12 protein-coding genes are annotated in these 13,114 nt (G+C 63.6%); 11 read left to right on the top strand and 1 reads right to left on the bottom strand.

Annotated features, from left to right (window positions below):
• Positions 1-124 precede the first annotated feature (124 nt).
• Positions 125-1,402 carry a 4-aminobutyrate--2-oxoglutarate transaminase gene (locus tag X735_RS150495; protein ID WP_023811424.1) on the top strand — a complete coding sequence of 426 codons (1,278 nt, stop codon included), beginning with the start codon at positions 125-127 and terminating at the stop codon, positions 1,400-1,402.
• 116 nt (positions 1,403-1,518) lie between these two features.
• Here the strand turns inward: X735_RS150495 and X735_RS150500 are convergent, their stop codons facing one another.
• Positions 1,519-2,772 carry an FAD-dependent oxidoreductase gene (locus X735_RS150500; RefSeq protein ID WP_023811423.1) on the bottom strand — a complete coding sequence of 418 codons (1,254 nt, stop codon included), beginning with the start codon at positions 2,770-2,772 and terminating at the stop codon, positions 1,519-1,521.
• Between the two features lie 433 nt (positions 2,773-3,205).
• On the opposite strand from X735_RS150500, the gene X735_RS150505 reads away from it, so the two are divergent.
• The 10 genes from X735_RS150505 (at position 3,206) to miaB (ending at position 13,108) form a co-directional block, all read left to right on the top strand.
• Positions 3,206-4,495 carry an imelysin family protein gene (locus X735_RS150505; RefSeq protein WP_023811422.1) on the top strand — a complete coding sequence of 430 codons (1,290 nt, stop codon included), beginning with the start codon at positions 3,206-3,208 and terminating at the stop codon, positions 4,493-4,495.
• A gap of 114 nt (positions 4,496-4,609) precedes the next feature.
• Positions 4,610-4,921 (top strand): (2Fe-2S)-binding protein, encoded by a 312-nt coding sequence (locus X735_RS150510; RefSeq protein ID WP_023811421.1) that lies wholly within the window; start codon positions 4,610-4,612, stop codon positions 4,919-4,921.
• Positions 4,887-5,372 (top strand): bacterioferritin, encoded by a 486-nt coding sequence (gene bfr, locus X735_RS150515; protein WP_013527914.1) that lies wholly within the window; start codon positions 4,887-4,889, stop codon positions 5,370-5,372. Before X735_RS150510 ends, bfr begins: the two co-directional genes overlap by 35 nt.
• A gap of 12 nt (positions 5,373-5,384) precedes the next feature.
• Positions 5,385-6,986 (top strand): di-heme oxidoredictase family protein, encoded by a 1,602-nt coding sequence (locus X735_RS150520; protein ID WP_023811420.1) that lies wholly within the window; start codon positions 5,385-5,387, stop codon positions 6,984-6,986.
• On the top strand, positions 6,986-8,065 hold the full coding sequence (locus tag X735_RS150525; RefSeq protein WP_023811419.1) for an imelysin family protein: 1,080 nt from the start codon (positions 6,986-6,988) through the stop codon (positions 8,063-8,065). Before X735_RS150520 ends, X735_RS150525 begins: the two co-directional genes overlap by 1 nt.
• Before the next feature lie 352 nt (positions 8,066-8,417).
• Complete coding sequence (locus tag X735_RS150530) at positions 8,418-9,524, top strand: DUF1513 domain-containing protein (RefSeq protein ID WP_023811418.1); 1,107 nt, start codon at positions 8,418-8,420, stop codon at positions 9,522-9,524.
• A 95-nt stretch (positions 9,525-9,619) separates the two neighbouring features.
• Positions 9,620-10,297 carry a tRNA (adenosine(37)-N6)-threonylcarbamoyltransferase complex dimerization subunit type 1 TsaB gene (tsaB, locus tag X735_RS150535; RefSeq protein ID WP_023811417.1) on the top strand — a complete coding sequence of 226 codons (678 nt, stop codon included), beginning with the start codon at positions 9,620-9,622 and terminating at the stop codon, positions 10,295-10,297.
• Entirely contained in the window at positions 10,298-10,792 is a 495-nt protein-coding gene (gene rimI, locus X735_RS150540; protein WP_023811416.1) for a ribosomal protein S18-alanine N-acetyltransferase, read from the top strand.
• 21 nt (positions 10,793-10,813) lie between these two features.
• Positions 10,814-11,614: a 1-acyl-sn-glycerol-3-phosphate acyltransferase gene (locus X735_RS150545; protein WP_023811415.1), complete on the top strand. Its 801-nt coding sequence runs from the start codon at positions 10,814-10,816 to the stop codon at positions 11,612-11,614.
• 72 nt (positions 11,615-11,686) lie between these two features.
• Entirely contained in the window at positions 11,687-13,108 is a 1,422-nt protein-coding gene (gene miaB / locus X735_RS150550; RefSeq protein WP_023811414.1) for a tRNA (N6-isopentenyl adenosine(37)-C2)-methylthiotransferase MiaB, read from the top strand.
• Positions 13,109-13,114: the final 6 nt, after the last annotated feature.

The raw sequence follows: 13,114 nt of genomic DNA, 5'->3' as shown, positions 1-13,114 counted from the left end.
GGGATCTGCCCACCGCAGGCCCAATCGCCTGCCGGTGGTGCCGACTTGAGGAAAACGTGAAATAAGGTCAGAAGATGTCTCAACGGCATCAAACAGGACGGGCGCCGGCCCGGTGAGGGATACGATGAAGAATTCAGCCATTTCCGAACGCAAGAACCAATCGATTTCCCGCGGTGTCGGCATGACCACGCAGATCTATGCCGACCGGGCTGAAAATTCGGAAATCTGGGATGTCGAGGGGCGTCGCTATATCGATTTCTCGTCGGGCATCGCCGTCGTCAACACCGGGCATCGCCATCCCAGGGTGATCGAAGCGGTCAAGGCACAACTCGACCGCTTCACCCACACCTGCCACCAGGTGGTGCCCTATGAGAGCTATGTGCGCCTGGCCGAACGGCTGAACGGCATGCTGCCCGGCAAGTTCGAGAAGAAGACGATCTTCGTCACCACCGGGGCGGAGGCGGTAGAGAACGCCATCAAGATCGCCCGCAATGCCACCGGCCGTCAGGCGGTCATCGCCTTCGCCGGCGGTTTCCATGGCCGCACCTTCATGGGCATGGCACTGACCGGCAAGGTCGTGCCCTACAAGGTCGGCTTCGGCGCCATGCCGGGCGATGTCTATCATGCGCCGTTCCCGGTGCCGCTGCACGGTGTCTCGGTCGCCGACTCGCTGGCGGCGCTCGACCGGCTGTTCAAGGCCGATGTCGATCCGGCCCGCGTCGCCGCCATCATCATCGAGCCGGTTCAGGGCGAGGGCGGCTTCTACGACGCGCCGCGTGACTTCCTGGTTGCGCTGCGCAAGCTTTGCGACCAGCACGGCATGCTGCTGATCGCCGACGAAGTGCAGACCGGCTTTGCCCGCACCGGCAAGATGTTTGCGATGGATCACCATGAGGTGGCCGCCGACATCACCACCATGGCCAAGAGCCTTGCCGGCGGTTTCCCGCTGGCGGCGGTCACCGGCCGCGCCGAAATCATGGATGCGCCCGGGCCCGGCGGGCTCGGCGGCACCTATGGCGGCAGCCCGATCGGCGTTGCCGCCGCGCACGCCGTGCTCGACGTGATCGAGGACGAAAACCTGTGCGACCGCGCCAACACGCTGGGCGCAAGGCTGAAGCAGCGGCTGCAGTCGATCCGCGACGACGTGCCCGAGATCGTCGACATCAGAGGCCTCGGCTTCATGAACGCGGTCGAGTTCAACGACGTCAAGAAGGGCCTGCCGTCGGCCGAGATCGCCAATGCGATCCGGTTGAAGGCGCTCGACAAGGGCCTGATCCTGCTGACCTGCGGTGTCTACGGCAACGTCATCCGCTTCCTGGCGCCGATCACCATCCAGGACGAAGTCATGAACGAAGCACTCGACATCCTGGAAAGCTCGATCCGCGAAGTCTGCGCCGCCTGAACTTCTACCTCCCCCCTGTGGGGAGGTCGGACCGAAGGTCCGGGTGGGGGCCTCGCACAGACCCCCACCCCGCTGCTTCGCAGCGACCCTCCCCACAAGGGGAGGGTAAGCGGGGGCTAGCCCGCAGCCCTGGCAGGCTCATCCTGCTGAAACGCGGCCAGCGCCGCCTTCAAACCGTCAGGTCCCTCAGCAACCGTTTCCTGCGTCGGCGAAAAGCCGGCGCCGAGCATCTTGCGGCCAAGCATGTGGTCGCCGGGGCGGTTGACCGATTCGATGCCGAGCAGCCGGTCGCCGGCATAGTGGTAGATCGAGAATTTGTTTTCGGGCAGGTCGCCCAGCACGACATGGCTGTCGCCGCCGGCGGTCAGGCCGACCATCTGCAATTTCATGTCGCCGATGTCCGACCAGAACCATGGCACCGCCGAATAGGCGTCGGTGTGGCCTGATATCGTGCGCGCGGCAAGCCGCGCCTGATCGGTGGCGTTCTGCACCGATTCCAGCCGCACGTCGCCGCCGGTGAACCAGTGACGGTAGGAGGCAGCATCGCCAATGGCGAGAATCTCCGGCATCGACGTGCGCATCTGATGATCGACGCGGATGCCGTTGGCGATGCCGAGGCCTGCAGACTGCGCCAGTTCGACATTCGGCATGGCACCAATGCCGACGATGACCATGCGCGCCGGCAGCCTTTCGCCTGACGAGGTGATGGCGGCCGTGACATGACCGTTTTCGCCATCGAGCCTGGCGATCGAGGTGCCGGTGAGAATGCGCACGCCTGTCGCTTCCAGCCGTTGCCGGACGTGGCTCGCCACCACCGGCGCCACGGCGCGGCCGAGTAGCCGGTCCACGGCCTCCACCACTGTCACCGTGCGGCCGGTGGCCCGCAGTGTGGCTGCTATCTCCAACCCGATGAAACCGCCGCCGAGGATGACGATTTCGTCGCTTTGCGCGCTGAGGTCGCGGATCAGCCGCGCATCGGCCAGCGAGCGCAGCGACAGCACACCGGACAGGTCGGCACCGGGCAGCGGCAGCGTGCGCGGGCGCGAGCCTGTCGCCAGGATCAGATGGTCAAAGGCCAGCGCACCACCGCCGGCAATATCCAAACTGCGGCGTCGGGTATCGATCCGATCGATCCTGACGCCAGGCCGGTAATCGATGGCGCTGCCGGTGTAAAAGGCCTCGCCGCGCAAGGGTTGCGGCTTGGCCTCGGCATCCTTGATGAAAGTCTTCGACAGCGGCGGCTTGTGATAGGGAAGTTCGTCCTCATCCCCGACGAGGATCACCGGCCCGTCATAGCCGTCTTCGCGCAGACTGGCGGCCGCTTGCACGCCCGCATGACCCGCGCCGACAATGACCACACCGTTCTTCATCGCATTCCAATCCCGCTTCTATCCTAGGATGTCTCGCCAAGTGGCAATTGTCTGGTGCCGCCGCAAGAGAGCTTTTGCGGGTCGCACCCGGAATGGCAGCTGTCAATCGTACAGTTCAACGGCAAGACCGGTGCAGAAAGACGCATAAGTTGACAGTCGTAGTTTAGAATAATTCTAAACTGTTGTTTCAATTGACTTTTCCTACGGATTGTCATTGACATCCGACGATGTCGCAGCTTTATGGAAGCTCGCGCGTCAGCGCATCCCTTTAATGTCTGGGCCTTGAACCCTTTCGATTGGAGGCATTTTGGTGTCTTTCTTCCGCGAACCGCGCGCTAGCGCGGCATCTCTTGCGCCCAATGGCCCGCAGATGGCCTGGCGCCGGTTGCTGTGCGCGCCGTTTACAGAATTTCCGAGAAACTGGAGAGTGATTATGACAGCACGATATGGCAGCAGGCTTGCGGCGATCGGCGCCACTGCCCTGCTGACGGCGGCGGTATTCGTGTTGCCGGCAAAGGCGGAAACCGATGCAAAGGCCGTCATCAAGACCTATTCCGACATCGCGCTCGCCAAATATGAGGATTCGCTGACCACCGCGCAGGCGCTCGACAAGGCGGTCGACGCGCTGCTCGCCACGCCATCGGCGGAAACCCTCAACGCTGCCCGTGACGCCTGGAAGGCATCGCGCGTTCCCTACCAGCAGACCGAGGTCTACCGCTTCGGCAACAAGATCGTCGACGACTGGGAAGGCAAGGTGAATTCCTGGCCGCTGGATGAAGGTTTGATCGACTACGTCGCCAAGAGCTACGGCACCGAATCGGACGCGAATGCGCTCTACACGGCCAATGTGATCGCCAACAAGGAGATCGAGATCAACGGCAAGAAGGTCGATGCATCGAAGCTTTCGCCGGAATTCCTCTCCGGCACGCTGCAGGGAGCCGGCGGCATCGAGGCCAATGTCGCCACCGGCTACCACGCCATCGAATTCCTGCTCTGGGGCCAGGACCTGCATGGCACCGGGCCGGGTGCCGGCGAGCGCCCCTATACCGACTACGACCTCCAGAACTGCACCGGCGGCAATTGCGATCGCCGCGCCGAGTATCTGAAATCGGCCAGCGACCTTCTGGTTTCGGATCTTCAGGAGATGGTCGGCAACTGGAAGGAAGACGGCGCCGCCCGCAAGGCTCTCGTCGATGGCGAGCCGAACACGGCGATCTCGACCATCTTCACCGGCATGGGCTCGCTGTCCTACGGCGAACTGGCCGGCGAGCGCATGAAGCTCGGCCTGCTGCTGCATGATCCGGAAGAGGAGCACGATTGCTTCTCCGACAACACGTACAATTCGCATCTCTACGACGCCATCGGCATTCGCGCGGCCTATCATGCGAGCTACACGCGTCTCGACGGCACCGTCGTTTCGGGTCCCTCGGTGGCCGATATGGTGAAGGCGGCCGATCCGGCGATCGACAAGGAACTGTCTGACAAGCTCGATGTTTCGGTCGCCAAGATGGAGGCGATCAAGGCGCGTGCACTGGCCGGCGAGGCCTATGACCAGCAGATCGCCGAGGGCAACATTGAGGGCAACGCCACCGTGCAGGCGGCGATCGATGCGCTGATCGATCAGACCAAGTCGATTGAGCGCGCCGTCGGCTCCTTGAAGCTCAGCACCATCGCCTTCGAAGGGTCCGATAGCCTCGACGCGCCGGACAAGGTGTTCAAGTAAGGGTCGCAAGACAGGTGACTGATCCGGGAGCCGGAAAACCGGCTCTGGAACGGCCTCCGCTAGAAAATCAAGCCACACGGCGCGGGAGACGCCGTCAGCCAGCCGAGCAAGCCAATGCTGATTTGTCATTGCAATATCATCACCGAGAAGGAGATCGAGCAGACGATCGTCGGGCTGCTGGACCAGGATCCCTGGCAGCTGATCGTGCCGGCGAAGATCTATCATGCCATGCAAAAGCGCGGTCGCTGTTGCGGCTGCTTCCCAAATGTGGTGGAAACGATCATTCGGGTCACCGAAAATTACCACGCCCGCTCGGAGGCGAGCGGCGTGGATGTCGTTTCACACCTGGATCGCGTCAGAGGCCTGCGCGTCCAATACGGGAGCAGAATTCATGAAAGGCGATCCGCAGATCATCGAGCGGCTTAACGAGGCCCTTTTTCTGGAACTTGGGGCTGTCAATCAGTACTGGGTGCATTTCCGCCTGCTCGAGGACTGGGGATACGCCAAGCTGGCAAAGAAGGAGCGGGCGGAATCGATCGAGGAGATGCACCATGCCGACAAGCTCGTCGCCCGCATCATCTTCCTCGAAGGCCATCCGAACCTGCAGTCCGTGGCGCCGCTGCGCATCGGGCAGAACGTCAAGGAAGTGCTCGAATCCGACCTTGCCGGCGAATATGACGCACGTACCGCCTACAAGCGCTCGCGCGAAATCTGCAACGACGCCGGCGACTACGTGACGATGAAGCTGTTCGAGGAATTGCTGGCCGATGAGGAGGGTCACATCGACTTTCTCGAGACGCAGCTCGACCTGCTTGCCTCGATCGGCGAGGAGAAATACGGCCAGCTCAACGCCGCATCGGCGGACGAGGCGGAGTAAGGGCATGCGGGAATGCGGCGCCTGCTAGAATTCGTGCGCCGCTCGCGGCGGGCCGACGGCTCGCCGCTCCCTGAGAAGACGCCGGCCGGATTGGCGCGTCGGCGCTGTGTCGTGCTCGTGTTTGCGCTTGCCTCTTCGGCGATGGCCGGTGATCTTCAGCCGGCCGGGCTCGCCACCACGCGCACCGACCTCAATGCGAAGGATCAGGCGCGCGTCATCGCCGTCACCAGGCCGACCATGGATTTTTCCAGGCCAGAGCAGTTCGAACTGATGCAAGGTGGCGCCGGCACGTCCCGAAAGGACGTCAGCCGCGATTCCTTCTCGCAATCCTCGGCCAACATCACCTTCGAGGAAGAGGGCGACTTCAAGCTCGGCAATGCCCTTTTCCGCAAGAACTGGGTGTCGTCGCCATCCTCGACGCAGGCTTCGGACGGGCTCGGCCCGCTGTTCAACGAACGTGCCTGCCAGAACTGCCATCTGAAGGATGGCCGCGGCCGCCCGCCGCAAGGCGACGCCGGCACGACCTCGATGTTCCTGCGGCTGGCACGGGAGGCCAGCAACGCGGAAGAGAGGGCAGCGATTGCCGAACACAAGGTGCTCAACTTCCCCGACCCGGTCTACGGCACGCAATTGCAGGAGCTCGCCGTACCCGGTCTGCGCGGCGAAGGTGGGATGCATGTCGACTACCAGGAACGTAAGGCGGAGCTGACGGACGGCACCGTGATTTCCTTGCGCAAACCGAGCTATTCGGTCGTCGACCCTGCCTATGGACCACTCGACCCGCGCACCACGCTGTCGCCGCGACTGACGCCGCCAATGATCGGCCTGGGCCTGATCGAACAGATCGCGCCGGCTGATATTCTCGCCCACGCCGATCCGGACGACAGGGACGGCGACGGCATTTCCGGCAGGCCGAACATCGTGCGCGATAGCTTGAGCGGGGAACTGACGCTCGGCCGCTTCGGCTGGAAGGCGCAGACCGCGTCGATCCGCCAGCAGGCAGCGGATGCCTTTGCCGGCGACATCGGCATCTCGACGCCCGAAGAGCCGAAGCATTGGGGCGATTGCACTGCTGCGGAGGCAAAATGCATCGCCATGCCGAACGGCGTGCAGCAGCGTCTTGGCCCGGTCGAGGCGCCGCCGCCGGTGATGGATCTCGTCACCTTCTATTCGCAGAACCTGGCCGTGCCGGCGCGCCGCGACCTCGACACGCCGCAGGTGCTCATTGGCAAGAAAATCTTCTACGAGATCGGCTGCATCGCCTGCCATACGCCGAAATTCGTCACCCGTCGCGGCACGGCCCACAAGGCGCAGGCCTTCCAACTGATCTGGCCCTATTCCGACTTCCTGCTGCACGACATGGGGCCTGATCTGGCCGACGGCCAGGCCGTGGGAGATGCGACGGGCAATGAATGGCGCACGCCGCCGCTGTGGGGCATCGGCCTGACCGAGACGGTCAACGGCAATTCCTTCTTCCTGCATGACGGGCGCGCGCGCAGCTTGACCGAGGCGATCCTGTGGCATGGCGGCGAGGCGCAGAAAGCGCGCGACCGCTTTGCCGCAGCCAATGCGGCCGACCGCAATGCGCTGCTCAAATTCCTGGAGGCACTGTGATGTTCAAGCGCTCTGCATTGTTTCTCGTTCTTCCGCTGGCTCTGCTGGGCGTCGTCCCGGCGTCGGCGGCGGTCAAAGCCTCCGACATCATCCAGCGGGCGATCGATGGCTTTGTCCGCCCGGCCTATGCCGGCCTGCATCAGCATGCGGAAGCCTTGACGAAAGCGATGCACAAGCTCTGCGAAGCGCCCTCGCAAGGAGAACTCGATGCCGCACGCGCCGAATTCTCCGCCACCGTCTATGCCTGGTCGTCAGCCGAAATCATCGCCTTCGGACCGATCAAGGAGAACAACCGGCTGGAACGCATGCTGTTCTGGCCGGATCGCAAGAGCATCGGCCTGAAACAGGTACAGGCGGCGCTGTCCGACAAGGATCCGACCGCGACCGATCCGGCACAACTGGCTGGCAAGAGCGTTGCCATGCAGGGGCTGGGCGCGCTCGAATTCGTTCTTTACGGCGACGGCGCCGATGCACTTGCCGGCAAGGATGATCCCTACCGCTGCGCTTATGGCACTGCTGTTGCCGGCAACATCGAAACCATGGCCGGCGAGGTCAGCGCCGCCTGGAACAAGCCGGACGGCTTTCCAGCCCTTTGGGCCAATCCGGGGACGCAGAACCCGCTCTACCGCGACGGCAACGAAGCGGTGACCGAACTGGTCGGCGTCTTCATCAATGAGCTGGAAATGGTCCGCGACGTGCGCCTGAAAGGGTTTTTCGGCGGCAAGCCGGATGCGGACAAGCCGAAACAGGCGATCTACTGGCGCTCGCAAAACACCACCAATTCGCTGGCTGGAAATCTCTCCGGCATCGACACGCTGTTCCAGGCCTCGAAGCTTGGCGACGCCCTGCCGCCCGATGCGCGCTGGATGGCCCAATCGATCCATATCCAATTGGTCAACGGTGTCGCCACCGCAAAGTCCATTCAGGGCCCGATCGACAAGGCGCTCGCCGATCCGACACTGCGTGACAAACTCGACCATTTCGCGCTGATCACCTCCAGCCTGTCGACCTTGATCGGCACCAGGTTGACCGCTGAATTCGGCCTGACCGCCGGCTTCTCGTCGCTGGATGGGGACTGAGCATGACCTTGAGATTGGCCGAAACGCCCATAGCTTCGTCATCCTGGGGCGAAGCAAGGAGCGAAGCGACGCAGCGCAGACCCCGGGATCCATGCCGCGACTTCAAAGCGCTGCCGCGGTCCAGAATTTTGCTCCGTTGCACCCGACGGTCAAGGTCACGGCATGGATCCTCGGGTCTCCGCGACGGAGCTTCGCTCCTGCTCCGCCCGTGGATGACGAAGTTCCGGAGGCGTCGGCCAACTTCCAATGTCTGCGATGGATCATTCCAAGAATCGGTAGGTGCCAAGCGTCAGCTCCGATCCGTAATAATCACCGTGTCCTGGAGCGAGCCAGTGCAGGGGAGGATAGTCTCTTGAAAACCTCCCTCATCGATCGCCGCGATTTCCTGAGGGCTGCGGGTATCGGCTTTGCCGCGGCAATGGCGCCGTCGGCCTGGGCAACGACGCTTGCGGCCGACGCCGTCTTCGCCACCGCTTTCGTCAAACGCGACGGCAGCTTTGGCGCTGCCGTCCTGTCCGAGGCCGGCAAGCTCCTGCATGCGATCGACCTGCCCGATCGCGGCCACGATGTCACCTTCGATCCCATATCGAAACGCTCGGTGGTCTTCGCGCGTCAGCCCGGCACCTTCGCCGTGGTTTTCGATCACTCGGGCCGTGACGCGCCGCTGACCATCGCCAGCATCGCCGGCCGGCATTTCTTCGGCCATGGCGTGTTCTCGCCCGACGGGGCGCTGCTTTATGCCACCGAAAACGACTTCGAGAATGCTGCCGGCGTCGTCGGCGTCTACGACGCGCGGGCGAAATTCAGCCGCATCAGTGAGTTCCCGACCTACGGCATGGGTCCGCACGAGCTTCTGCTGCTGGGCGACGGCAGGACGATCGCTGTTGCCAATGGCGGCATCGAGACCCATCCGGATTACGGCCGCGCCGAGCTCAACATCGCCACCATGAAGCCGTCCTATGTGCTGATAGACCGCGTTACCGGCTATGTCATCGAGAAACACGAATTGCCGGCCGCACTGCATCAGCTGTCGATCCGCCACATGGACACCGATCCGGCCGGAAGCGTCTGGTTCGGCTGCCAGTACCGGGGACCGGGCAGCGATCGTCCATTGCTGGTCGGTCGCGCCGCGCGCGGCAAGGATCTGCAGTTGCTCGACATGCCGCAGGACGTTTTGTCCGGCTTCCGCAACTACATAGGCTCGGTCGCGGCCAATCGGGCTGCCGGAACCGTCGCCGTTTCCTCGCCGGAAGGCAACTCGCTTGTCGTGATCGATGCGGCCAGCGGCCGGGTCGTTGCGAACAGCGCGTTGGTCGAGGTCTGCGGCGTGGCCCCCGATGGAACCGGCTTCATGGCCACCACCGGCGCCGGCGAGATCGTCGAGGGCAGCGGCGCGACACGCTCCGAACCGGACTATGTCTGGGACAACCACATGCTGCGCATCGAACAGGCCGCATAGTCTACCAGCGAAGCCGTTTAACGAATTATGCACTATCCCCTTGCGGTGGCGGGCCGTGGCGGGCACAGGGAATTGTTTTTCGAACCGGTTGCCTCATGAAATTGCTTGCCATCGACTGTGCCGCCAACCTTTGCGCCGCTTGCGTCTATGATGCTGTGGCGAAGCGGGAGCTTGGCCGCTCGGTGCTCGATCTCGGCAAGGGCCATGCCGAGCACCTGATGGCGGTCACAGCCGAAGCGCTGGAGGCAAGCGCAACCGACTATGCCGGTCTTGGCGCCATTGCCGTCTCTGTCGGCCCCGGTTCCTTCACCGGTCTGCGGGTCGGCGTCTCGACCGCGCGTGGCCTGGCGCTGGCGCTGAAGATACCGGCGATCGGGGTGACGACCCTGGAGGCGCTGGCCGCCGAAGCAGCAGCCGCATTTCCCGGTCGCGCCGTGCTGGCGGCGCTCGATGCCGGCCGTGAGGAGATCCACGCCGCCTTTTACGACGAAACGTCAGCCTTGGCTTACGGTCCGGCCGTGGCCACGCTGGCTGACGTGGTGGCCATGGCGATGGAAACGTCTCCGGTGCTTGCCGGCACCGCGGCAGCGCTCATCAGCGCATCGGCCGGGCGCGAATTTGATGTCGGCCCTCGGACAGCCACCGCCGACATTGTCACCTACGCCCGCCTGGCTGCCGCCAAGGGCGCAGGCGAACGGCCGAAACCACTCTATATGCGCGGCGCCGACGCCAAGCCGCAGGCTGGCTTTATTCTATCAAGGCAAGAAAGATAAATGCGCATACCTTTTCTCCAACCACGCCGCCGGGACTACGCGCTCGAGCCGCTGAGGATCGCCGACAGTCCGGCGGTCTCGCTGCTGCATCGCGAGGACTTTGTCCGCCCCTGGACCGATGGCGAATTCGCCGCCCTGCTCGAACAGGACACCGTGTTCGGCTATGCCGCGCGCGAAACCGGGCAGGGCTCCAAGCCGCCCGTCGGCTTCGTGCTGGCGAGGCTTGCGGCAGGCGAGGGCGAGATCCTGACCGTCGCGGTGGCGCGATCGCATCGTCGCCAGGGGTTGGGCTGGCAATTGATGGACGCGGTGTTGCGCGAACTGCACGCGCAGCGCGCCGAAGCGCTGTTCCTCGAGGTCGATGAGACCAATGTCGCGGCGATCGCGCTTTATCGTCGGCTGGGCTTCCATGAGGTCGGCAAGCGGCCGAATTACTACAGATCGGCCGAACACGGACCGACCGGCGCGCTTGTCATGCGCCGCGATCTTCGCTAGCGACACGGCCGGGATGAGGCGATGATCAAGAAAATCAGGATTTTCCTGGCGCTGGGCCTCGTTGTCGCCGGTTCGCTGGTCCTCGTGCCGTTACAGATCCTGTCGATGAAGACCGGCTGGTGGCCGGAAACCTTCATCCTCAAGATCTGGCACAGGCTGATCGTCAGGGCGCTCGGCATGCGCATCCATGTCAAGGGAACGCTGTCCGACAAGCGCCCGCTGCTGGTTGCGTCCAATCACATCTCCTGGACCGACATCATGGTGCTCGGCTCTTTTGCCGACGTAAAGTTCATCGCCAGGGCGGATATGGAAGGCTGGCCGCTGATCGGCATGCTGTCGAAGCTGCAGCGCACCGTGTTCATCGAGCGCGAGCGCAAGCGATCGTCGGGCGACCAGGCAAGCGAGATTGCCAGCCGCATGGCCAAGGGCGATGCGATGGTGCTGTTTGCCGAGGGCTCGACCGGCGACGGCAATATGGTCCTGCCGTTCAAGAGCACGCTGTTCGGCGCCGCCTCGATGGCGATTTCCGAAGGCGCGGCGGAACAGGTGTTCATCCAGCCGGTGGCGATCGCCTATACGCGTCTGCACGGCGTGCCGCTCGGCCGCCGGCATCGCCCGCTTGCCGCCTGGATCGGCGATGAGGATCTGATGCCGCATCTCAAGGTATTGCTCGCTGAGGGCGCGCTCGACGTCGAGGTGCATTTCGGCGAGGCAATCGCCTTTTCCAAGGGTTCGAACCGCAAGGAGACGTCGAAACTGATGGAAAGCCAGGTGCGTGAGATGATGCAGGCGGCGCTTGCCGACCCGCGGCCGAGCCGGTAGCTCCGGCATGCCCTTGCTGGCGCGCCGAGAATCGTCTGTTTTTTGTCACGGAAAGGCGTTAGAAGCCGCCTTATGGACTTGAACACGATAGAAAGCGACGACATCGGCACTACGGCTGGACAGCCGGCGGTGCTTCCCGCGGCAGCGAGAAAAGTCTTCATCAAGACCTATGGCTGCCAGATGAATGTCTATGATTCACAGCGTATGGCCGATGCGCTGGCTGCCGACGGCTATTCCGCGACCGATGCCATTGGCGAGGCCGACCTGGTGTTGCTGAACACCTGTCATATCAGGGAGAAGGCGGCCGAAAAGGTCTATTCCGAGCTCGGCCGTATCCGCGACATGAAAGCCGAGCGTGCCCTGGCCGGCCGTGAGATGCTGGTCGGCGTCGCCGGCTGCGTGGCGCAGGCCGAAGGCGCCGAGATCATCCGCCGTTCGCCTGCCGTCGACCTGGTCATCGGTCCGCAGACCTATCACCGGCTCCCGGACGTGCTGGCGCGGGTGCGCGGCGGCGAAAAGATCGTCGAGACCGACTACGCCATCGAGGACAAGTTCGAGCATCTGCCGCAGCCCAAGCGCGCCGAGGTCATCAAGCGCGGCGTCACCGCCTTCCTCACCGTGCAGGAAGGCTGCGACAAGTTCTGCACCTTCTGCGTTGTGCCCTACACAAGGGGCTCCGAAGTCTCCCGGCCGGTGGCGCAGATTGTCGCGGAGGCTGAGCGCCTGGCCGAAGCCGGCGTGCGCGAAGTGACGCTGCTTGGCCAGAACGTCAATGCCTGGCATGGCCGGGGCGAGGCCAAAGGGGGCAAGACCGAGGAGTGGGGCCTTGGCCGCCTGCTCTTCAGGCTGGCCGAAATCCCCGGGCTGGCGCGTCTGCGCTACACCACCAGCCACCCGCGCGACATGGATGACGAACTGATAGCGGCCCATCGCGATCTGCCGGCGTTGATGCCCTATCTGCATCTTCCGGTGCAATCCGGCTCCGACCGCATCCTCAAGGCGATGAATCGCCGGCACACGGCGAGGGATTATCTGGCGCTGCTCGACCGTATCCGTGCCGCGCGGCCTGACATCGCGCTCTCCGGCGATTTCATCGTTGGCTTCCCCGGCGAGACAGAAGCGGATTTCGAGGCGACGATGGAGTTGGTGCGTCAGGTGAATTACGCCTCGGCCTTCTCGTTCAAATATTCGCCGCGCCCCGGCACGCCGGGCGCCGAAATGTCCGATCATGTGCCCGAAACGGTCAAGGACGAGCGCTTGCAGCGGCTGCAGGCTCTGCTTGTGAAGCAGCAGCAGGATTTCGGCTTGAGCCTCGTTGGAAGCACCATCGACACGCTGATCGAGAAGCCCGGCCGTCAGGCTGGCCAGAAGGTTGGCCGCTCACCTTGGCTGCAGCCGGTTATTGTTGATGAAAAGGCCGGCGAAATCGGTGACATTATCCAGGTGCGAATCACGAAGACGGGCTACAATAGCCTGTTCGCCGAATTGGCCTGAGGGTCT

The organism is Mesorhizobium sp. L2C084A000, from assembly GCF_000502875.1.
GTDB lineage: Bacteria > Pseudomonadota > Alphaproteobacteria > Rhizobiales > Rhizobiaceae > Mesorhizobium.
This window is presented reverse-complemented; position numbering and strand designations above follow the sequence as displayed.

Coding starts and splice junctions, on each gene's coding strand:
- bfr (WP_013527914.1), top strand. CDS start 4,887: ATGAAAGGCGATCCGCAGATCATCGAGCGGCTTAACGAGGCCCTTTTT.
- miaB (WP_023811414.1), top strand. CDS start 11,687: ATGGACTTGAACACGATAGAAAGCGACGACATCGGCACTACGGCTGGA.
- rimI (WP_023811416.1), top strand. CDS start 10,298: ATGCGCATACCTTTTCTCCAACCACGCCGCCGGGACTACGCGCTCGAG.
- X735_RS150525 (WP_023811419.1), top strand. CDS start 6,986: ATGTTCAAGCGCTCTGCATTGTTTCTCGTTCTTCCGCTGGCTCTGCTG.
- tsaB (WP_023811417.1), top strand. CDS start 9,620: ATGAAATTGCTTGCCATCGACTGTGCCGCCAACCTTTGCGCCGCTTGC.
- X735_RS150510 (WP_023811421.1), top strand. CDS start 4,610: ATGCTGATTTGTCATTGCAATATCATCACCGAGAAGGAGATCGAGCAG.
- X735_RS150500 (WP_023811423.1), bottom strand. CDS start 2,772: ATGAAGAACGGTGTGGTCATTGTCGGCGCGGGTCATGCGGGCGTGCAA.
- X735_RS150520 (WP_023811420.1), top strand. CDS start 5,385: ATGCGGCGCCTGCTAGAATTCGTGCGCCGCTCGCGGCGGGCCGACGGC.
- X735_RS150505 (WP_023811422.1), top strand. CDS start 3,206: ATGACAGCACGATATGGCAGCAGGCTTGCGGCGATCGGCGCCACTGCC.
- X735_RS150545 (WP_023811415.1), top strand. CDS start 10,814: ATGATCAAGAAAATCAGGATTTTCCTGGCGCTGGGCCTCGTTGTCGCC.
- X735_RS150495 (WP_023811424.1), top strand. CDS start 125: ATGAAGAATTCAGCCATTTCCGAACGCAAGAACCAATCGATTTCCCGC.